Origin of the sequence: Lentzea sp. (assembly GCF_036380075.1) — a bacterium.
Taxonomy (GTDB): Bacteria; Actinomycetota; Actinomycetes; order Mycobacteriales; family Pseudonocardiaceae; genus Lentzea.
On sequence record NZ_DASVFL010000047.1, the window covers coordinates 1 to 18,949 of the forward strand.

General features: G+C 69.2%; 23 protein-coding genes. 16 read left to right on the top strand and 7 right to left on the bottom strand.

Annotation, left to right across the window (positions count from 1 at the left end):
- Positions 1-21: 21 nt before the first annotated feature.
- Positions 22-654: an O-methyltransferase gene (locus tag VF330_RS05785; protein WP_330850449.1), complete on the bottom strand. Its 633-nt coding sequence runs from the start codon at positions 652-654 to the stop codon at positions 22-24.
- 219 nt (positions 655-873) lie between these two features.
- On the opposite strand from VF330_RS05785, the gene sigE reads away from it, so the two are divergent.
- From sigE to tatB, 4 genes are all read left to right on the top strand, one after another.
- Positions 874-1,455, top strand: a complete 582-nt coding sequence (gene sigE / locus VF330_RS05790) for an RNA polymerase sigma factor SigE (protein ID WP_229813090.1) — start codon at positions 874-876, stop codon at positions 1,453-1,455.
- Positions 1,452-1,985, top strand: a complete 534-nt coding sequence (locus tag VF330_RS05795) for a zf-HC2 domain-containing protein (RefSeq protein WP_330850450.1) — start codon at positions 1,452-1,454, stop codon at positions 1,983-1,985. The genes sigE and VF330_RS05795 overlap by 4 nt, the downstream gene beginning before the upstream one ends.
- Positions 1,986-2,050: 65 nt before the next feature.
- Complete coding sequence (locus tag VF330_RS05800) at positions 2,051-3,571, top strand: S1C family serine protease (RefSeq protein ID WP_330850451.1); 1,521 nt, start codon at positions 2,051-2,053, stop codon at positions 3,569-3,571.
- 17 nt (positions 3,572-3,588) lie between these two features.
- Positions 3,589-3,966, top strand: a complete 378-nt coding sequence (gene tatB, locus VF330_RS05805; protein WP_330850452.1) for a Sec-independent protein translocase protein TatB — start codon at positions 3,589-3,591, stop codon at positions 3,964-3,966.
- Positions 3,967-4,031: 65 nt separating this feature from the next.
- Here the strand turns inward: tatB and VF330_RS05810 are convergent, their stop codons facing one another.
- Complete coding sequence (locus VF330_RS05810; RefSeq protein WP_330850453.1) at positions 4,032-5,177, bottom strand: Mrp/NBP35 family ATP-binding protein; 1,146 nt, start codon at positions 5,175-5,177, stop codon at positions 4,032-4,034.
- Between the two features lie 103 nt (positions 5,178-5,280).
- Here VF330_RS05810 and VF330_RS05815 point away from each other — a divergent pair, with 103 nt between their 5' ends.
- Together VF330_RS05815 and VF330_RS05820 are read left to right on the top strand one after the other, a co-directional pair.
- Positions 5,281-5,748, top strand: a complete 468-nt coding sequence (locus VF330_RS05815) for a MarR family winged helix-turn-helix transcriptional regulator (protein WP_330850454.1) — start codon at positions 5,281-5,283, stop codon at positions 5,746-5,748.
- The gene (locus VF330_RS05820) at positions 5,745-6,143 is read left to right on the top strand and encodes an NUDIX domain-containing protein (protein ID WP_330850455.1); all 399 of its coding nucleotides are present in this window, start codon (positions 5,745-5,747) and stop codon (positions 6,141-6,143) included. Before VF330_RS05815 ends, VF330_RS05820 begins: the two co-directional genes overlap by 4 nt.
- Here VF330_RS05820 and VF330_RS05825 read toward each other — a convergent pair.
- Genes VF330_RS05825 through VF330_RS05840 form a run of 4 tightly spaced genes read right to left on the bottom strand, consistent with a single transcriptional unit; the run spans position 6,133 to position 9,041 of the window.
- Complete coding sequence (locus VF330_RS05825) at positions 6,133-6,615, bottom strand: DUF1003 domain-containing protein (protein WP_330850456.1); 483 nt, start codon at positions 6,613-6,615, stop codon at positions 6,133-6,135. The genes VF330_RS05820 and VF330_RS05825 overlap by 11 nt on opposite strands.
- Positions 6,608-7,861 (bottom strand): magnesium transporter MgtE N-terminal domain-containing protein, encoded by a 1,254-nt coding sequence (locus VF330_RS05830; RefSeq protein ID WP_330850457.1) that lies wholly within the window; start codon positions 7,859-7,861, stop codon positions 6,608-6,610. The genes VF330_RS05825 and VF330_RS05830 overlap by 8 nt, the downstream gene beginning before the upstream one ends.
- 14 nt (positions 7,862-7,875) lie before the next feature.
- On the bottom strand, positions 7,876-8,709 hold the full coding sequence (locus VF330_RS05835; RefSeq protein WP_330850458.1) for an aminoglycoside phosphotransferase family protein: 834 nt from the start codon (positions 8,707-8,709) through the stop codon (positions 7,876-7,878).
- A complete protein-coding gene (locus tag VF330_RS05840; RefSeq protein WP_330850459.1) occupies positions 8,706-9,041 on the bottom strand; it encodes a hypothetical protein in 336 nt (111 codons plus the stop codon). The genes VF330_RS05835 and VF330_RS05840 overlap by 4 nt, the downstream gene beginning before the upstream one ends.
- A 110-nt stretch (positions 9,042-9,151) precedes the next feature.
- Between VF330_RS05840 and VF330_RS05845 the strand changes: the two genes are divergently transcribed.
- Together VF330_RS05845 and VF330_RS05850 are read left to right on the top strand one after the other, a co-directional pair.
- Positions 9,152-10,111 (top strand): CoA ester lyase, encoded by a 960-nt coding sequence (locus VF330_RS05845; protein WP_330850460.1) that lies wholly within the window; start codon positions 9,152-9,154, stop codon positions 10,109-10,111.
- 146 nt (positions 10,112-10,257) lie between these two features.
- Positions 10,258-10,434 (top strand): hypothetical protein, encoded by a 177-nt coding sequence (locus VF330_RS05850; protein ID WP_330850461.1) that lies wholly within the window; start codon positions 10,258-10,260, stop codon positions 10,432-10,434.
- Positions 10,435-10,443: 9 nt separating this feature from the next.
- Here the strand turns inward: VF330_RS05850 and VF330_RS05855 are convergent, their stop codons facing one another.
- Positions 10,444-10,845: a DUF4190 domain-containing protein gene (locus VF330_RS05855; protein ID WP_330850462.1), complete on the bottom strand. Its 402-nt coding sequence runs from the start codon at positions 10,843-10,845 to the stop codon at positions 10,444-10,446.
- A 202-nt stretch (positions 10,846-11,047) separates the two neighbouring features.
- Here VF330_RS05855 and VF330_RS05860 point away from each other — a divergent pair, with 202 nt between their 5' ends.
- From VF330_RS05860 to VF330_RS05895, 8 genes are all read left to right on the top strand, one after another.
- Entirely contained in the window at positions 11,048-12,244 is a 1,197-nt protein-coding gene (locus VF330_RS05860) for an acyl-CoA dehydrogenase family protein (RefSeq protein WP_330850463.1), read from the top strand.
- A 129-nt stretch (positions 12,245-12,373) separates the two neighbouring features.
- Complete coding sequence (locus VF330_RS05865) at positions 12,374-13,150, top strand: hypothetical protein (RefSeq protein ID WP_330850464.1); 777 nt, start codon at positions 12,374-12,376, stop codon at positions 13,148-13,150.
- A gap of 27 nt (positions 13,151-13,177) precedes the next feature.
- Complete coding sequence (locus VF330_RS05870; protein ID WP_330850465.1) at positions 13,178-13,777, top strand: hypothetical protein; 600 nt, start codon at positions 13,178-13,180, stop codon at positions 13,775-13,777.
- A gap of 139 nt (positions 13,778-13,916) precedes the next feature.
- Positions 13,917-14,441, top strand: coding sequence for a general stress protein (locus tag VF330_RS05875; protein ID WP_330850466.1), 525 nt, complete (start codon positions 13,917-13,919; stop codon positions 14,439-14,441).
- A 167-nt stretch (positions 14,442-14,608) separates the two neighbouring features.
- Entirely contained in the window at positions 14,609-15,862 is a 1,254-nt protein-coding gene (locus VF330_RS05880) for an ABC transporter substrate-binding protein (protein ID WP_330850467.1), read from the top strand.
- On the top strand, positions 15,859-16,821 hold the full coding sequence (locus VF330_RS05885) for a carbohydrate ABC transporter permease (RefSeq protein ID WP_414675343.1): 963 nt from the start codon (positions 15,859-15,861) through the stop codon (positions 16,819-16,821). The genes VF330_RS05880 and VF330_RS05885 overlap by 4 nt, the downstream gene beginning before the upstream one ends.
- Positions 16,821-17,666 carry a carbohydrate ABC transporter permease gene (locus VF330_RS05890; protein WP_330850468.1) on the top strand — a complete coding sequence of 282 codons (846 nt, stop codon included), beginning with the start codon at positions 16,821-16,823 and terminating at the stop codon, positions 17,664-17,666. The genes VF330_RS05885 and VF330_RS05890 overlap by 1 nt, the downstream gene beginning before the upstream one ends.
- A 9-nt stretch (positions 17,667-17,675) precedes the next feature.
- Positions 17,676-18,860, top strand: a complete 1,185-nt coding sequence (locus VF330_RS05895) for a sn-glycerol-3-phosphate ABC transporter ATP-binding protein UgpC (protein WP_330850469.1) — start codon at positions 17,676-17,678, stop codon at positions 18,858-18,860.
- Positions 18,861-18,949: the final 89 nt, after the last annotated feature.

Below are 18,949 nucleotides of genomic sequence, written 5' to 3' on the forward strand. Positions count from 1 at the left end.
CGCGGCCTGCGGCCTGCGTTGCTACGGGCGCCTGGCGGCTACCAGCAGGCCGTCGCCCAGCGGGAGCATCACCGGTACCAGGCGGTCGTCCTCCTTGACCAGGCGTGCGATGTCCCTCATCGCCTGGGTCGACTCGTCTCGCTTCGTGGGGTCGACCACCGCGCCGTGCCACAGGACGTTGTCGAACGCGATCACGCCGCCTGGGCGCAGCATCCGGACGCCGTGTTGCAGGTACTGCGGGTACTCGGGCTTGAAGGCGTCCACGAAGACCAGGTCGTATGCCGCGTCGGTCAGGCGGGGGAGGACGTCCAGGGCCTTGCCCATGATCAGGCGGGTGCGGGACGGGGAGATGCCTGCCGCCGCGTAGGCCTCGCGGGCCGCTCGTTGGTGTTCCGGGGCCACGTCTATCGAGGTCAGGATGCCCGACCTGGGCATGCCCGCCAGGAGGTAGAGGCCGCTGGTGCCCGCGCCGGTGCCCACTTCCACCACCGCTTTGGCCTGGAGTGCGGTCGCGAGGAACCGCAGGGCGGCGCCTCCGCCCGCGCCGATGGGCACGCAGCCCAGTTCCTGGCCGCGTGCTCTCGCTGCCAGGTGCACGTCGTCCTCGGGGAGGTACTGCTCGACGTACTCCCTCAGGGCCGATTCCGTGGTCACGGGGTAGCAGGTTAGTGCCCCGAGTGCCCAAAACGGGTGAACGCGGCCCGAACCGAGATTCTCAGGGTGCTCTCAGCCAGTTCTCACGATCGTTTAAAGAGAGGACGACAAGGTAAGTAAGCAACAAGCCAGGCTCTGGTCGGGAACAAGCCGGACCCGCCGTCCGTTGAGCCGCACGAGGGTCGCCGGGCGGCCCACATGGAGGTGCCGAAACACCTGATGCGCACGCAGTCGAGTTCGCCGGAGGCCGTCGCGCCCATCGAGACGGCCGACTGGACGCCGCCCTCGTGGGACTCCATCGTCCGCGAGCACGCGGACCGGGTCTACCGGCTCGCGTACCGCCTGACCGGCAACCAGCACGACGCCGAGGACCTGACGCAGGAGACGTTCATCCGCGTCTTCCGTTCGCTGGCGTCGTACAAGCCGGGCACCTTCGAGGGGTGGCTGCACCGCATCACCACCAACCTCTTCCTCGACATGGCTCGCCGACGCAGCCGTGTCCGCATGGAGGCGCTGCCCGAGGACAACGACCGCCTCGAGGGTGACGACCTGTCCCCCGAGGAAATCTACGACGAGAACCACCTCGACCCCGACCTGCAGGCCGCGCTGGACGAGCTCCCGCCGGAGTTCCGCGCCGCCGTCGTGCTCTGTGACGTGGAAGGACTCTCCTACGAGGAGATCGGTGCCACGCTCGGGGTGAAGATGGGTACCGTGAGGAGCAGGATCCACCGGGGCCGCCAGGCCCTGAAGGTCGCGCTCGAACGTCGTCGTCAGGAATCGTTGCTGGAGGACTCTGCATGACCGACCTCCGTGGTTGGGGCCTGCCTGAGCAGCACCTTCTGCCGGACGCCGTGGTCGCGTTCGTGGACGGAGAACTGTCCTCGACCGCCCACGAGCGAGCCTCAGCGCACATCCAGAGCTGTGGCTTCTGCGCGTTCGAGACCTACACCCAGCAGCAGGCGCGTGCCGCCGTGCGCACCGCTTCGGCGCCCACGGCGTCGGCGTCGTTGCTGGACAGGCTCGGTGCCATCCCGCAGGAGGTCGACCTGCCGTCCGCTCCGGACGGGCTCGCGATCACCGAGGACGGTCAGTTCGTCGCCGTGCAGCGCACGGACAAGGCCGCGTTCGGCTCGGGGCCGGTGCTGGGCTCGTCCAGACCCCTGGGCAGCAACGGCTGGTTCAGCGGCCGCCGCGCCCGCCAGGGTGCCGGGGTCGTCGTGAGCGGCATGTTGCTCAGCGCCCTCGCGTTCACCACGCCGGACAGCGAGGCGCCGCCCGCGCCCGCCACCGTCCCGCAGAACGCCGGCGCGGTCTTCGCGACCACCCCCTGACAGCCATTTCACTGTTCGTGAGGCACGCTGTAGTTCAGCACTCCTAGCGGAAAACTCGGGGAGAGATGAGCCAGCAGTCGCCCAACGGCCAGACGTCCACACCCGTTTCCGGAGTGGACGACGGAGCGCATCGCAGGCTCCGGCCACGGCCCCTGGTGCAGCCGCCGGTCGACCCCGCGTACGCGACCGCCTTCGGCCGCCCCACCGGTGTTCCCGGCGCGTTCGCCGCCCGCGACGTGTCCGTTCCCCCCGTGCAGTCGGCGCCGCCGCCTCCGGAGTCCCTCGCCACCGCGTTCGGTCGCCAGGACTCGCAGGAGCTGCTGCAGCGCCCGCCGCAGCCGACGTCGGACCCCGATCCCGACATCGACCCCGTCTTCTGGGGCGACAAGCCCGCCGGCGACCCGTGGCGCGACCCCGCCTCCGGTGCCGTCATCGGCCCGCCCGCCGTCGGCGAGGAACCGCCGGGCGAACCCGAGCGCAGGCAGGAACCCGGCCCGCAGCTGAGCGTTCCCGAACTGCTCTTCGGCCGCCGCGTAAAGCCCACCGCCCTCGCGCTGCTGCTGGCGGTCGCCCTCGTCCTGGGCGCCGTCGGCGGTCTCGTCGGCTGGCTGATCGGCCGCGCCGGCAACCCGCTGACCGACTCGACCGTGACGCTCGCCGAGGTCGAGGAGGGCAAGGAACGCCCCGCCGGCTCGATCTCGGACATCGCCAAGCGCGTGACGCCCAGCGTCGTGTCGATCGAGTTCAAGGGCGCCAACGTGGCGGGCGTCGGCTCCGGTGTCGTCATCGAGGGCGGCGGCTACATCCTGACCAACGACCACGTCGTCGCCCCGGCCGCGCAGGACTCCTCGGCCAAGCTGAGCGCCGTCTTCACCGACGGCACCCGCGCGCAGGCCCGCGTCGTCGGCCGCGACCCCAAGACCGACCTCGCGGTCATCAAGGTCGAGGTCACCAACCCGACGGTCCTGCAGTTCGGCAACTCCGACGAGCTCCAGGTCGGCGACAGCGTGATCGCCATCGGCTCGCCGCTGCAGCTGTCCAACACCGTCACCGAGGGCATCGTCTCCGCCCTGCACCGCCCGGTCACCGCGGCGGGCGAGAACGGCGGCCCGCAGGTCACCTACGACGCGATCCAGACCGACGCGGCCATCAACCCCGGCAACTCGGGCGGCGCGCTGGTCGACTCCCGCGGCGCCCTGGTCGGCATCAACTCGTCGATCCGCACCGAGACCGGCGGTTCGGTCGGTCTCGGCTTCGCGATCTCCGGCAACCAGGCCCGCAGGATCAGCCAGGAGCTGATCCGCAACGGCCAGGTCAAGCACGCCGACATGAACGTCAACGTGAAGTCGGTGTCCGCCGAGACCTCCGAGGGCGCCCAGGTGCAGAACGTCCCCGCAGGGGGCGCCGCGGCCACCGCCGGCATCCAGGAGGGCGACGTGATCACCAGGGTCGGCAACCGGATGGTCCGCAACGCCGCCGAACTGGTCGTCGCGGTCAGGGAGCACGAAATCGGCGAGAAGGTCCAGGTGACGCTGGCCCGCCAGGGCCGTGAGCTGAAACTCGACGTGACGCTGAAGAGCGACTGACCAGTAGGCTGGGAACCGTGTTCGAGAACATCGGATGGCCGGAGCTCCTCATCATCGTGATCGCGGGCCTCTTCATCCTGGGGCCCGAACGCCTGCCGTCCGCGGCGGCCTGGCTGGGCAAGACCGTCCGCCAGGTCCGCGAGTACGCGACCGGCGCGCGCGAACAGCTCAAGCAGGAGATGGGCCCGGAGTTCGAGCAGCTCCGCAAGCCTCTCGAAGACCTGCGGGAACTGCGCAACTTCGACCCGAAGCGCGCGGTGTCCAAGCACCTGTTCGACGACCCGGAGCCCACCACCAAGTCGAACGGCTACCCGGCCTCGATGTCGCCTCCCGCACCGGAACAGCGTCCGCTGGCACCGGGGGAGCGCCCGCCGTACGACCCGGACGCCACCTGAGCCCGTCCGACGAGAAGGGGCCCTGCCGCATTGTGCGGCAGGGCCCCTTCTCGTTCGAGACTTCTCTAGCGGCCGGCGGGCGAGACGTTCAGCAACCGGCCCGCGAGGCCGCGCGACCGGACGCTCAGCTTCTTCGCCACCTCGGACAGCACCTGAGCGGCGGCCGAGTCCGGCACGGCCTGCACGATCGGCGTGCCCGTGTCGCCGTTCTCCCGCAGCCGCGGGTCGAGCGGCACCTGGCCGAGCAGCGGCACCTCGGACCCGATCGCCTTCGACAGCGACTCCGCGACGGCCTCGCCGCCACCGGAACCGAAGACCTCCATGCGCGAGCCGTCGGGCATCTCCAGCCACGACATGTTCTCGATGACACCGGCGACCCGCTGCCGGGTCTGCAGCGCGATCGACCCCGCCCGCTCCGCCACCTCGGCGGCGGCCTGCTGCGGCGTGGTCACGACCAGGATCTCGGCGTTCGGCACGAGCTGCGCCACGGAGATCGCCACGTCACCGGTGCCGGGCGGCAGGTCGAGCAGCAGCACGTCCAGGTCGCCCCAGAACACGTCCGCGAGGAACTGCTGCAGCGCGCGGTGCAGCATCGGCCCGCGCCACACGACCGGGGTGTTGCCCGGCGTGAACATGCCGATCGAGATGACCTTCACGCCGTGCGACTGCGGCGGCATGATCATCTTCTCGACCTGGGTGGGACGGCCGTCGGCGCCGAGCATGCGCGGGATCGAGTGGCCGTAGATGTCGGCGTCGACGATGCCGACGGACAGGCCGCGCGCGGCCATCGCCACGGCGAGGTTCACGGTGACCGAGGACTTGCCGACGCCGCCCTTGCCGGACGCGACGCAGTACACGCGCGTCAGCGAGCCCGGCTGGGCGAACGGGATGACCGGCTCCTCGGTGCCGCCGCGCAGCGTCTTGCGCAGCTCGGTGCGCTGGGCGTCGCTCATGACGTCGAGATCGACCTTCACGGACGCGACGCCGTCGAGCGCCGACACCGCGGCGGTGACGTCCTTCGTGATCTTGTCCCGCATCGGGCAGCCCGCGACCGTCAGGAAGATGCCGACGACCACGGCACCGTCCGCACCGACCTCGACGTCCTTGACCATGCCGATCTCGGTGATCGGACGGCGGATCTCGGGGTCCTGCACGCCGGAGAGCGCCTTGCGGACGTCCTCGACCGTGGGAAGGGGCTGCGTGGTGGTCACCGATCCATGCTACGTCCGGTTCGCGCCCCTCCTACCGGCCGGTCACTTTCCAGCACAGGCCCAGGTCGTAGTGGGGTAGCAGCTGTCCGTAACATCCACGCCCGTGCCGGAATCGGGTAGTTCCCGGTTGCCCACCCGTGTCGAGCTCGGGGTGTGGCGATCGTTCCTCCGCGCGCATGCACGGATCACGAGGGTCCTCGAGGCCGAACTGATTGCTGAGCAGCGCCTTTCGCTCGCGGCGTACGACGTGCTGGTCCAACTGGCCGAGACGCCTTCCATGCGCATGCGCATGACTGAACTGGCCGACGCCGTCCTGCTGTCCCGTTCCGGCGTGACCCGCCTGGTGGACCGCCTGGAACGCGCGGGCCTGGTCGGACGCGAACGCGCGGACGGTGACGGACGCGGCATCGTGGCCGTGCTCACACCGCTCGGTGCCGAGCGTCTGCGCAGTGCCTCCACCACCCACCTGGCCGGCGTCGCCGAGCACTTCGGGGAGAGCTTCGGCCCCGGTGAGCTCGAAGCCTTCGGCCGCACGTGCGACCGGCTGGCAGCGGACGACGTGTACCCGTGATCACGGTGGTGGGACTCGTGCACGTCGAGGCCGGCCGCCTCCTCGTTGTGCGCTCACGCAACAAGAAGGCCTTCTACCTCCCCGGCGGCAAGATCGAGCCCGGTGAGACGCCCGTCGAAGCGCTTCGCCGCGAGGTACGCGAGGAGCTCGGCGTCGAGGCCGACGACCCCGTCGAGCTGAAGCGCTACGTCGCCCCTGCCTACGGCGAGGGCGAAGGCGCGATGGTCGACATGACCTGCTTCACGGCACAGCTGCTGGGCGCTCCGATGCCGACGAACGAGATCGCCGAACTGACGTGGGTGACGCGCGGCGAGTACCGCGAGCACGCCGAGACGGCTCCCGCGATCCACGACGTGCTGGACGACCTGGTGGCCGGCGGCCGCGTCAGGGCCTGACCTTCTTCAGGTTGTTCTGCTCCTTCACGAGCTTCTCCAGTTCGCCGCGGATGAAGTCGCGCGTCGCCACCTCGCCGAGGGCCAGCCGCACCGCCGCCAGCTCGCGGGCCAGGTACTCGGTGTCCGCCTTCGTCTGCGCGGCCCGCGCCCGGTCCTCCTCCAGCGACACGCGGTCGCGGTCGTCCTGCCGGTTCTGCGCGAGCAGGATCAACGGCGCGGCGTAGGCGGCCTGAGTCGAGAACGCCAGGTTGAGCAGGATGAACGGGTACGGGTCCCAGCGCAGCGACACCGCCACGAGGTTCGCCGTGATCCAGGCGACGACGATCAGCGTCTGCCAGAACAGGAACTTGCCCGTGCCCAGGAAGCGCGCGAGGCGTTCGGAGAGCTGGCCGAACGTGTCGGGGTCGATCGAGAAGCGGAAGCCCCGCGGCTCGCGCGGCAGGTCGAGGCGGCGGCGCGGCAGTTCAGGCATGGCTCAGTCCCGTCTCGCGCCAGTTGTCCGGCAGCAGGTGGTCCAGCACGTCGTCGACGGTCACCGCGCCGAGCAGGTGCTCACTCTCGTCGGTCACCGGCGCGCACACCAGGTTGTAGGTGGCGAAGTACCGCGTCACGTCGCTCAACGAGGCGTTCGGCGGCAGGCGTGCCAGGTCCGTGTCGATCACTCCGGCCACTAGGTCGAACGGGGGCTCGCGCAGCAGTCGCTGGATGTGGACGCAGCCGAGGTAGCGGCCGGTCGGCGTCGCGGAGGGCGCGCGGCACACGAAGACCATCGACGCGAGCGCCGGCGTGAGGTCCGGGTTCCGCACGCGTGCCAACGCCTCCGCGATCGTCGCGTCCGGCGTGAGGATGATCGGTTCCGGCGTCATCAGACCGCCGGCGGTGTCGTAGGAGTACTCGAGCAGTCGCCGGACCGGTTCGGACTCCTCGGGTTCCATCAGCTCGAGGAGCCGGTCCTTGGTGCCCTCGGCCAGCTCGGCCAGCAGGTCGGCCGCGTCGTCCGGGTTCATCGCCTCCAGGACGTCCGCGGCGCGTTCCTCGTCCAGGTGCGACAGCACGTCCTTCTGGTCCTCTTCGGACAGTTCCTCGATGACGTCCGCGAGCCGTTCGTCGTCCAGCGCGTCCGCGACCTCGTGGCGGCGCTTGGGCGGCAGCTCGTGCAACGCGTGCGCGACGTCCGCCGCGCGCATGCCCTCGAACACCGCGACCAGCTGGTGCGCACCCTGCGGCTGGCTCGCGATCTCGTTGACGCTCAGGCCCGCGACGTCCTCCCAGTTCCACACCTGCACCGGGCCCTTGAGGCTGAACCGGCCGGTGCGCTCGCGGCCGGCGACGCGGACCACGCGCCAGTCGCGGGTGCGGGTGAGCTCCATCGCGGCGTCGACGACCGCCGCCGTGCCCCCGTCGTCGAGCTGGATCTTGGCGTCGAGCAGCTCGCCGATCACCAGCACCTCGTTGACGCGCTGGTGGAACGGCCGCAGGTTGACCGACCCGGTCGCGAGCGTCACGGCGTTCGGCTCGATCGAGGTGAGCCGCAGCATCGGCACGAAGATCCGCCGGCGCGTCACCAGTTCGACGACCATGCCGAGCACGCGCGGCGGTTGCCGGTCGATGCGGAGGCTGATCACGACGTCACGGGCCTTGCCGATGGGTTCGCCGTCGGGGCCGAACACGGGAAGTCCGGCCAGCTGAGCGATGAAGACCCGGTTCACAGCCACCACCCGTCCAGGCTAGATCAGGTCCGGGCCGCCCACCGCGCGATGACGGCGCAGATCATGGCCATGTCGCCGATGTTCTCCCGCAATGCCCAGATCCAGTTGGCGACGGCGCGGTGCAGCACCCAGCCGCGGGCCTTCTCCGCGTCGAGGTCACCCGCGTCGCAGACGGCGAGGAACCGGTCGGTGAGACCCCGTTCGCCGTCCAGCTCGTCGAACCTGTTCCACAGCAACGGGATCACGCCGTACTCGGGGTCGCCGGCCAGCGGTTTCGGGTCGATCACCAGCCATGGTTCGCGGTCGCCGCGCAGCACGTTCTGGTAGTGCAGGTCCTCGTTGACGAGCGTCGTGCCCATCGGTCTGGTGCCGGCCTCGCGGGCCGCGTCGAGCAGGTCGCGCGGGACCGCCGGGTGGTCCCGCAGCGAGTTGGCGAACCGACGGATCTCGCCTGGCGCCTCGATGCCGCGGTGGCGGCGCAGCAGGTCGCCGATCACGCCGATCGCGAGGTCGACCGGTTCGTCGTCGAGCGAGTGCCGGTCGAGGCGTTCCAGCAGCAACGCGCCGAGCTCGGCGTCGTGGCCGAGCAGCTGGACCGCGCCGTTGCCGTCGTAGAGCTTGAGCGCCAGCGGCTCGTGCTCGGTCTCCTCGTCGACCCACGTCAGCTTGAGCACGGCGGGGTGCCCGTCGGCTCTGCGCACGGGCAGGACCACGGCGCAGAAACCGTGCAGCAGCGGGCCGTCCGGGGTGAGCTGCCAGCGGGCGCACGCCTTGGTGGCGAGCGTCTGCAGCTTCGCCACCCACTCCGCGGCGCCGTCGCCGAGGCCGTCGCCGAACCCGGCCGGCACCGTGATCATGCGCTGAACTCCAGGCGGTACACGGCTTCCCAGTCCGGCTTGGTGTTGAGGCGCGCGGTCTTCAACGCCTGCGTCGTCTCCTCGTCGGGCTCGGCGAGCTGCGCAGTGGCCTTCGCGTCGATCAGGTGCGAGTGCGTGGTGGGGGAGCGGACGGTGACGGTCACCTGCGCGCCGTCGGTCAGCGGCACCTCGCGTTCGGAGCCGCCGCTGATGACCCACAGCGCGTCGCCGCGCCAATGCGCGTGTACAAGCCGCGGTTCGTGGCCGGGCGAGGTGATCCAGACGGCAGCCGCTTTCCGCAGCGCGGCGTCGAGGATTCGCGTGATCTCCACCGGTTCAGACTGCCAGGGTTTGTGAAACGGGACTCAGCGGATGTGCGCCCCCGGTCGAGGCGTGCCACTGTGGCGCTCGTAGTTACCGGCCGGTACGAGGAGGTACTCCAGTGGTCGACCAGCAGCGCCCCCGCCGCTCGTGTCTGGCGGTGCCCGGCTCGAGCCAGAAGATGATCGACAAGGCGCGCACGCTGCCGGCGGACCAGGTGTTCCTGGACCTGGAGGACGCCTGCGCCCCGCTGGCCAAGCCGGACGCCCGCAAGACCATCGTCGCGTCGCTGAACGAGGGCGGCTGGGACGGCAAGGCCCGCGTCGTGCGCGTCAACGACTGGACGACGGAGTGGACCTACCGCGACGTCACCGAGGTCGTCGAGGGCGCGGGCGCGAACCTCGACTGCATCATGCTGCCGAAGGTCCAGACGCCCGAGCAGGTCGTGGCGCTCGACTTCCTGCTCACGCAGATCGAGAAGACGATGGGCTACGAGGTCGGCAAGATCGGCATCGAGGCGCAGATCGAGAACGCGCTGGGCCTCAACAACGTCAACGCGATCGCCACCGCGTCCCCGCGCGTCGAGACGATCATCTTCGGCCCGGCCGACTTCATGGCGTCGATCAACATGAAGTCGCTGGTCGTCGGCGAGCAGCCGCCCGGCTACGACGTCGGCGACGCCTACCACTACATCCTGATGCGGATCCTGATGGCCGCGCGGGCCCACGACAAGCAGGCCGTCGACGGCCCGTACCTCCAGATCCGCGACGTCGACGGCTACAAGCGCGTGGCCGGCCGGTCCGCGGCGCTGGGCTTCGACGGCAAGTGGGTGCTGCACCCCGGTCAGATCGAGGCGGCCAACGAGGTCTTCAGCCCGAAGCAGGACGACTACGACCACGCCGAGAACATCCTCGACGCCTACGAGTACTACACGTCCGAGGCGGGCGGGAAGCGCGGCGCGGTGATGCTCGGCGACGAGATGATCGACGAGGCGTCGCGCAAGATGGCGCTGGTGATCTCCGGCAAGGGCCGCGCGGCGGGCATGGCGCGCGCGAACGTGTGGACGCCGCCGGAGGACTAGGTCCGTCACGGGTTGTGCGTCATTTCACCCTCGATGTCACCGGACGTGGTCGACCGTCACTGGTTGCGTTCGAAACGGGTGAGGTGACGCACAATCCGTCACCGGAATTTGCTTCACGGGCCCTGGTGGGGCGCATGCTCGTCGGCATGTCACGTTCGAGTAACGGCAAGACGGGCAGGCGCTTACGGCTCTTCAAGCGCCGCGAGGACGACCTGCTCGAGCGCAGCTTCCGCAGCTGCCCCGGATGTCACGCCGACGTCCACGTGTTCGCCGACGTCTGCCGCCACTGCGGTGGCGCCCTGGAGACCGCTCTCGCGGGCTGAGCCCCGCCGCTAGTAGGTGGCCTGGTTCGCGGCCGCGATGATCGCGATGACGATGAACGCCGCGTAGGCCAGCCAGCCGGCGATGACGACGTAGCCGACGATCAGGCCGGCGACCGCCATGCCGTGCCCGTCCTCCTCGCCCCGCTTGATCTTCGCCATCGCGATGTGGCCGAAGATGACGCCGACGATGGACGTCACGCCGCAGGTGACGAACCCGACGCACGACAGCACGAGCGCCAGGATCGCGTTCGTCTGCGACTTGGGCTGCACGTAGCCGTAGCCCGCGCCGTACGCCGGCTGGCCGTAGGGGCCTGGCTGACCGTAGGGCTGCTGGCCGTAGGCCTGCTGCTGCGCGTAGGGGTCGGGCTGGCCGTACGGGTCCTGCTTCGGGTTGTACGGGTCGTAGGTCATCGCTGGTCCCCCTAGGTGTGGTGAGCCGGGATCTTAAGCTCCACACCTTTCATTCGTCGTGCACGGGTGCGTGATTACACCTGTCGCGGGTGCTGTTTCGGTACAGCTCCCACCGGGCTGTTGCGGAGAGCACACCGTGGTCGCGAACGAGCGTTAACCGGTCCATACTCGCCGGTAACTCTTGCTTCGGAAGGGAAGTGCGATGGCGCGCCTCGCCCAGACAGCGGGTCTCACGGACATCCAGGAAGAAATCCTCGCGACCGTGCGCACGTTCGTGGACAAGGAGATCATCCCGCACGCCCAGGCGCTGGAGCACGGCGACACGTACCCCGCCGACATCGTCGACGGCATGAAGGAGATGGGCCTGTTCGGCCTGACGATCCCGGAGGAGTTCGGCGGGCTCGGCGAGTCGCTGCTGACCTACGCGCTGGTCGTCGAGCAGATCGCGCGCGGCTGGATGAGCGTCTCCGGCGTCATCAACACCCACTTCATCGTGGCGCACATGCTCAAGCAGCACGGCACGCCCGAGCAGAAGCAGAAGTACCTGCCGCGCATGGCCGCCGGCGAGGTGCGCGGCTCGTTCTCGATGTCCGAGCCCGAGCTGGGCTCCGACGTCGCCGCGATCCGCACCAAGGCCGTCAAGGGCTCGAACGGCTACACGGTCAACGGCCAGAAGATGTGGCTGACCAACGGCGGCACGTCCAACCTGACCGCCGTGCTCGTGAAGACCGACGAGGGCGCCGAGAAGCCGCACCAGAACCTCACGACGTTCCTGGTCGAGAAGCCGGAGGGCTACGGCGAGGTCGTGCCCGGCCTCACGATCCCCGGCAAGATCGACAAGATGGGCTACAAGGGCGTCGACACCACCGAGATGGTGTTCGACGGCTTCGAGATCGCCGAGGAGCAGGTCCTCGGCGGCGTCACTGGCCAGGGCTTCCGGCACATGATGGACGGCGTCGAGGTGGGCCGGGTGAACGTGGCCGCCCGCGCGTGCGGCATCGCGATCCGCGCGTTCGAGCTCGCCATCGAGTACTCGCAGCAGCGCAGGACGTTCGGCAAGGCCATCGCCGAGCACCAGGCCATCGCGTTCAAGCTCGCCGAGATGGCCACCAAGGTCGAGGCGGCGCACCTGATGATGGTGAACGCCGCGCGGCTCAAGGACTCCGGTCAGCGCAACGACGTCGAGGCCGGCATGGCCAAGCTCATCGCGTCCGAGTACTGCGCCGAGGTCACGCAGGAGGCGTTCCGCATCCACGGCGGCTACGGCTACTCCAAGGAGTACGAGATCGAGCGCCTGATGCGCGAGGCCCCGTTCCTGCTGATCGGCGAGGGCACGTCGGAGATCCAGAAGACGATCATCTCCCGCGGCCTGCTGCGCGACTACCAGTCCCGCGGCTAGTCGCAGGTTCGCCCGTTAGGGGCCAAAGATTCACGTGTCTGGCCTCTAACGGCGCATGCCGGGGAGACGTAAGGTTCGCTCACTTTGAGCACAGACCTGACGCTTCCCAGACCTGTGTCGCCACCGCACGTGGTCCGTCTGGAGCTGGACACGTTCTCCGGTGTCGACCGCCCCGCGCTGGCCGCCTGGTTCGGCGCGCTCTTCACCGACCTCCTCGCGCCTCTCTGCCCTGCCTCGGTCGAGGAGCTCGTCGCGGTGGCCCGCGGATACACGCCATCTGACACAACTCCCTGGGGCCCGCCGGGTTACGCCCGTCTGCTGCTCTCTTCGGGTGAGTTCACCCTCCCGTCGTGGCAGGCGGCGCTGGCGGACCTGCCGTCCTTCCTGCGCGTGCAGCTCGTGCAGCTCGACTCGCAGGGCCTGCCGCTGGTCGACGGCGGCTGGACCGCGGAGGTCCTGCTGAAGGACGACCCGGCGTTCCCGCACCAGATCGCGGTCACGGCGTCGCGCTCGTTGTTCGGCGGCTGGATCTCCCTTGCCGCGCAACAGAACTGGCTTTCGGCGTTCCGCGCGGGAGCGTCACTGGCCCGGGCCTGCGGCGGCTGGATCACGCTCGACCGCTCCGGCGTGCGGACCGAGCACGAGGTCGCCGTCGGCGTGGGGCTGGACGAGTCCCTGTTCATGGCGGCGGAACTGGCCCGCGGTCCACACTGGGCGACCCTGCTGGGACCACGTCAGGTCGCTGCTCTGGGTGGTGTGCAAGAAGTTCTCGCGTCCGCGCCGTGCTTCTCGGTGGAGGACCTCGGCGGTGGCCGCCTGCTCCTGCAGCTGACCGAGCACCTGGACGAGGTGCCGGACGACGCGGTGGGCAAGCTCACCGAGTTCCTCGGACCCGTCCTGCACTGACCGGGCATCGGTGGGACTCTGTCGTCCGTGAGGCCTTCCCCGAAAACCGACGTGCTCGTGGCCGTGGACACCGCCCTGCGCCCGACGGGGTTCGTCCGCCGCGGACACGTCTGGCTGGAGGACCGCGGTGACGGCGTCTCGGGCTGGCTGGGGTTCGGGGTGGCCGGGTCGCTGGAGCTCACGCCGCTGGTCGGCGTCTGCTTCCGCCGCTACGACGAGGTGTGCCGCGCGCTGGGCGTCGGCATCCCGGCCACGCCGCTGGTGTCCGTGCCATTGGGATTCCTGATGGGGGAGAAGCCGGTCTGGCGGTGGCTCTTCACGCCGGGCGGCGACCACGCGCCGGTCGCGTCCTCGTTGGTGGCCGCGTTCGTGGAGTTCGGCAAGCCGTACGTCGACCGGTGCGCGAAGTGGGAGACGGTCGCGAAGGATCTCCTCGCGAGGCCCGAGTCGCTGCTGGACTTCGAACGGGCCCGCAAGCTCGCGATCATCCACCTGCTCGCCGGGAACGCCGGTGCCGCCGGCGAGGTGCTGCGCGCGGAACGGGAGCGGGTGGCGGACAAGGTGGACGCGTACGCGCGGTCGTACCGGGCCTTCGCGCACCGGTTCGAGATCGCTTTCCCCGGCTGACCGGCCCCGGCACCAGCCCTGACACGGGCGCTGACACCGGTCCGGCGCAATCCGGCAAAACACCCGTAGGCGTCTCAGCACGGCGCACCCGGCTTTGGCAGGATGGAACGATCAGCGCGTCCGACAGAGGTGGTCCCCTGTGACGAGTCCGTTCGCCAGCCCGAACCGGCCCGGTGTCCCGCCCCGCCTGCCCACCCCGCCCACGGGGTGGCCGGTCGGCTCGTACTCCACGTACGAGGAGGCGCAGCGCGCTGTCGACTTCCTTGCGCTGGAGGACTTCCCGGTGCAGGACATCACCGTGGTCGGGGTCGACCTCATGCTCGTGGAACGGGTCACGGGCAAGCTCACCTGGAGCCGGGTGCTCATGACGGGCGCGGCGAGCGGCGCGTGGTTCGGTCTCTTCGTCGGGCTGCTGCTCACGCTGTTCAGCCCCGAGCCGGGCGTGACGGTCGGGCCCGTGCTGACCGGTCTGATCACCGGTGTGTTCTTCGGGCTCGTGTTCGCGGCGGTCGGGTACGGGTCGGCGCGGGGCAAGCGGGACTTCCAGTCCGCGTCCCAGCTCGTCGCGGGCAGGTACGACGTCCTGTGCCACCCGAAGTCGGCCGAGAAGGGCCGTGACCTGCTCGCGAAGCTCGCGATGCGGCCCGTGAACCCCGGTTCTTGAGGTTCCCATAGGGCCTTTGGTTCTGAATCGTTGCTTCCCTTGGTTGCGGCAGGTGATCACCGGGCCTAGGTTCGGTTGACCGGTCCGCCCGGTGCGGCCGGTGGCACGACGAGGTGCCGGGCGCTGCGGTCTGGCTCCTCCGTGCAGTCGGGAAGGAGGCTGGGCCGATGGGTGCGACACGGCGCTATCGAGTCGCCGCCGGAGTGGGGGCCGCATTGCTCGCGGCGTCCACGGTTACGGCGTGCGGTTCGGACGGCGGCGGGATCACCGTCAACGTCTACAAATATCCGCAGGAGAACTTCCAGGCCATCGTCGACAACTGCAACGCGAAGGCCGGCGGGCGCTACAACATCGTTTACAACAAGCTGCCGCGAGAAGCGGACGGTCAGCGCGAGCAGATGGTGCGCAGACTCGCGGCCGAGGACGACAGCATGGACGTCCTCGGGCTCGACGTCACGTGGACGGCGGAGCTCGCCAAGGCGGGCTGGATCAAGGAGTTCACCGGTTCGGTGAAGTCCACGGTGTCCGAGGACACGCTGCCCGCGCCGCTGGAGACGGCGACGTACGAGGGCAAGCTGTACGGGGCTCCGGACAACACCAACGTCCAGCTGCTCTGGTACCGCTCGGACCTCGTGCCCACGCCGCCGAAGACGTGGGACGAGATGATCTCCATGGCCGAGGCGCTGGTGGCGGAGGGGAAGCCCGGCCGGATCGTCGCGCAGGGCAAGCAGTACGAAGGGCTCGTCGTGCTGTACAACACCCTCGTCAACTCGAACGGCGGCACGATCCTCGACGAGAACGGCACCAAGGCCATCGTCGACGACAAGGCCGTGGAAGCGTTGGCGGCGCTGAAGAAGCTCGCGACGTCGAAGGCGATCGACCCGTCGTTCTCCAACGCGGCCGAGGACAACGCGCGCCTCGCCATGGAGAACGGCCAGGCGGCGTTCCAGCTCAACTGGCCGTACGTCTACGCGGCGGCGCAGAAGAAGCCGGACTTCGCGAAGAACTTCAAGTGGGCGCCGTACCCCGCGCTGAGCGGTGACCAGGCCAAGGTCACCGTCGGCGGGATCAACTACGCCGTCAGCAACTACTCCACGCACCCGAACGAGTCGTTCGACGCCGTGACGTGCCTGCGCAGTGCGGAGAGCCAGAAGCTCGCCGCGCTCAAGGACGGTGTGCCGCCGACCATCCGGTCCGTCTACGACGAACCCGAGATGGCCGAGGCGTACCCGATGCGCGACGACATCAAGAAGACGCTGGAGAACGCGAGCGCGCGGCCGAGCACGCCCGCGTACCAGAACGTGTCGACGGTGATCTCCACGATCCTGTCGCCGCCCGCGAGCATCGACCCGCAGGCGACGGCGGACCGGTTGCGCAAGGAACTGCAGGACGCTCTCGACTCGAAGGGGGTGCTGCCGTGAGCCAGACGACCACCGAGGACACGGCGACAGCCGGAGCATCACCGGCGGAACCCGTGTCCCCCAAGAAGAAGGCGGCGCTGAGCGAGGGCAAGAGGGCCGAGCGCAGGCTCGGCTGGCTGCTCTGCGCTCCCGCCGCCATCACCATGGTCGCGGTGACGGGCTGGCCGATCCTCTACTCGCTGCTGCTGTCGATGCAGAGGTTCGACCTGAAGTTCCCCGACCGGACCGAGTGGATCTGGTTCGACAACTACGTCACGGTGCTCAGCAGCCCGTACTGGTGGAACGCGGTGTGGGTGACGGTCGTGCTGACCGTCGTCACCGTCGCGATCGAACTGGTGCTGGGCATGTCGCTCGCGCTGATCATGCACCGGGCGCTCGTCGGCCGCGGCATCGTCCGCACGACGACGCTGATCCCGTACGGCATCGTCACGGTCGTGGCCGCGTTCTCCTGGCGCTTCGCCTGGACGCCCGGCACCGGCTACCTCGCCGAGGCGCTCGGCGGCGACCCGGTGCTGACGGAGAAGGTCCCCGCGCTCATCGTCGTGAGCATCGCGGAGATCTGGAAGACCACGCCGTTCATGGCCCTGCTGCTCATGGCCGGTCTGGCACTCGTGCCGGACGACCTGCTCAAGGCCGCCGCGATGGACGGCGCCAGCGGGTGGCAGCGGTTCATCAGGATCACCGTGCCGATCATGAAGCCGGCGATCCTGGTGGCGTTGCTGTTCCGCACGCTCGACGCGTTCCGCATCTTCGACAACCTCTTCGTGCTCACCGCGGGCTCGCAGGGCACGTCGTCGGTGTCGATGCTGACTTACAACAACCTCATCAAGGGCTTGAACCTCGGTATCGGATCGACCATGTCCGTGCTGATCTTCATCATGGTCGCGATCATCGCGTTCGTGTTCATCAAGCTCTTCGGCACCGCTGCCCCCGGCAGCGACGACGGGGGGAAGCGCTGATGGCAGGCATCGGAGGAGCTGAGACCACCGGCAAGAAGGTCGGCTGGGGCGTCCTCAACGCGGTCGTCGTGATCTACGCGCTGTTCCCGGTGCTGTGGATCGTGTCGCTGTCGTTCAAGTCGTCGGCGACGCTGGCCGACGGCAACTTCATCCCGCGCGAGTGGAGCCTCGAGAACTACCAGAACATCTTCTCGACGTCCGAGTTCACGCGGGCTCTGGTCAACTCCATCGGCATCGCGATCATCGCGACCGCGATCGCCGTGGTGTTCGGCACGATGGCCGCCTACGCCATCGCCAGGCTGGACTTCCCCGGCAAGAACCTGCTGGTGGGCGTCTCGCTGCTGATCGCGATGTTCCCGCAGGTCTCGCTGGTGTCGCCGTTGTTCGAGATCGAGCGCTCGCTCGGCCTCTTCGACACGTGGCCCGGCCTGATCCTGCCGTACATCACGTTCGCGCTGCCGCTCGCGATCTACACCCTGTCGGCGTTCTTCCGCGAGATCCCCTGGGAGCTCGAGAAGGCGGCGAAGATGGACGGTGCGACGCCGGGGCAGGCGTTCCGTCGCGTCATCGCGCCGCTGGCCGCGCCGGGCGTGTTCACGACGGCGATCCTGGTGTTCATCTTCTGCTGGAACGACTTCCTGTTCGCGATCTCGCTCACCTCGACCGAGCAGTCGCGGACCGTGCCGGTGGCGCTGTCGTTCTTCACCGGCAGCTCGCAGTTCGAGGACCCGGCCGGGTCGATCGCGGCGGCCGCCGTCGTGATCACCATCCCGATCATCCTCTTCGTGTTGTTCTTCCAGCGCCGGATCGTCGCCGGCCTGACCTCCGGCGCCGTCAAGGGGTGAGCTGAACCAATGGCAGAGATCGTTCTGGACAAGGTGACCAAGAGGTACCCCGACGGTGCTTTGGCCGTGCAGGAGGTCAACCTGGAGATCGCCGACGGCGAGTTCATCATCCTGGTCGGACCGTCCGGCTGCGGGAAGTCCACCACGCTCAACATGATCGCGGGCCTGGAGGACATCACCGACGGCGAGCTGCGCATCGGCGGGCAGCGCGTCAACGAGAAGGCGCCCAAGGACCGCGACATCGCGATGGTGTTCCAGTCCTACGCCCTCTACCCGCACATGACGGTGAAGGAGAACATGGCCTTCCCGTTGCGGCTGGCCAAGGTCGACAACGCCACCGTCGAGAAGAAGGTCAAGGAGGCCGCGGAGATCCTCGACCTCTCGCAGCACCTCGACCGCAAACCGTCCAACCTGTCCGGTGGCCAGCGGCAGCGCGTGGCCATGGGCCGCGCGATCGTGCGCAGCCCCAAGGCGTTCCTCATGGACGAGCCGCTGTCCAACCTGGACGCCAAGCTGCGCGTGCAGATGCGCACCTCGGTGTCGCGCCTGCAGAAGCAGCTCGGCACGACGACGGTGTACGTGACGCACGACCAGACCGAGGCGATGACCCTCGGCGACCGGGTCGTCGTCATGCGCGGCGGTGTCGTGCAGCAGATCGGCGCGCCGCAGTTCCTCTACGACCAGCCGGCCAACCTCTTCGTCGCGGGCTTCATCGGCTCGCCGTCGATGAACTTCGTGCCGGCGACGCTGGAGAACGGCGCGCTGCGGTCGGTGATCGGGGACGTGACGCTGACGGACCGGGTGCGCCGGCTGGTCGAGGCGGCGGAGGCTCCCCGCGAGGTGATCCTGGGCATCCGCCCCGAGCACTTCGAGGACGCGGCGCTGGTCGAGCCGGCGAAGCTGTCGTCCGGCGGGAAGTTCACGTCCCAGGTGGACGTCCTCGAGTCGATGGGTTCCGACAAGTACGCCTACTTCAACCTCACCGGTGAGCAGGCGGCCTCGGCGGAGCTGCAGGAGCTCGCGGCGGACGCGGGGTCGGACGACGTGCCGGGTGACGGCATCTCGCTGGTCACGCGTCTGTCGTCGGCGTCGGCCGCCGTCGAGGGCGGCTCGTCGGACATCTGGTTCGACGCGGACAAGGTGCAGTTGTTCGACCCGTCGAGCGGAAAGAACCTGACCTACACGGAACGGTGAATCCTCGTCGGTGAACGGGCCGTCCTCCCTCGGGAGGGCGGCCCGTTTTTGTCACTCGATCGGATTAGGGCCAAAGCCTCCGGTCCAGG

Coding starts and splice junctions, on each gene's coding strand:
- VF330_RS05890 (WP_330850468.1), top strand. CDS start 16,821: ATGGCAGGCATCGGAGGAGCTGAGACCACCGGCAAGAAGGTCGGCTGG.
- VF330_RS05835 (WP_330850458.1), bottom strand. CDS start 8,709: ATGATCACGGTGCCGGCCGGGTTCGGCGACGGCCTCGGCGACGGCGCC.
- VF330_RS05895 (WP_330850469.1), top strand. CDS start 17,676: ATGGCAGAGATCGTTCTGGACAAGGTGACCAAGAGGTACCCCGACGGT.
- VF330_RS05855 (WP_330850462.1), bottom strand. CDS start 10,845: ATGACCTACGACCCGTACAACCCGAAGCAGGACCCGTACGGCCAGCCC.
- sigE (WP_229813090.1), top strand. CDS start 874: ATGCGCACGCAGTCGAGTTCGCCGGAGGCCGTCGCGCCCATCGAGACG.
- VF330_RS05880 (WP_330850467.1), top strand. CDS start 14,609: ATGGGTGCGACACGGCGCTATCGAGTCGCCGCCGGAGTGGGGGCCGCA.
- VF330_RS05860 (WP_330850463.1), top strand. CDS start 11,048: ATGGCGCGCCTCGCCCAGACAGCGGGTCTCACGGACATCCAGGAAGAA.
- VF330_RS05800 (WP_330850451.1), top strand. CDS start 2,051: ATGAGCCAGCAGTCGCCCAACGGCCAGACGTCCACACCCGTTTCCGGA.
- VF330_RS05795 (WP_330850450.1), top strand. CDS start 1,452: ATGACCGACCTCCGTGGTTGGGGCCTGCCTGAGCAGCACCTTCTGCCG.
- VF330_RS05825 (WP_330850456.1), bottom strand. CDS start 6,615: ATGCCTGAACTGCCGCGCCGCCGCCTCGACCTGCCGCGCGAGCCGCGG.
- VF330_RS05850 (WP_330850461.1), top strand. CDS start 10,258: ATGTCACGTTCGAGTAACGGCAAGACGGGCAGGCGCTTACGGCTCTTC.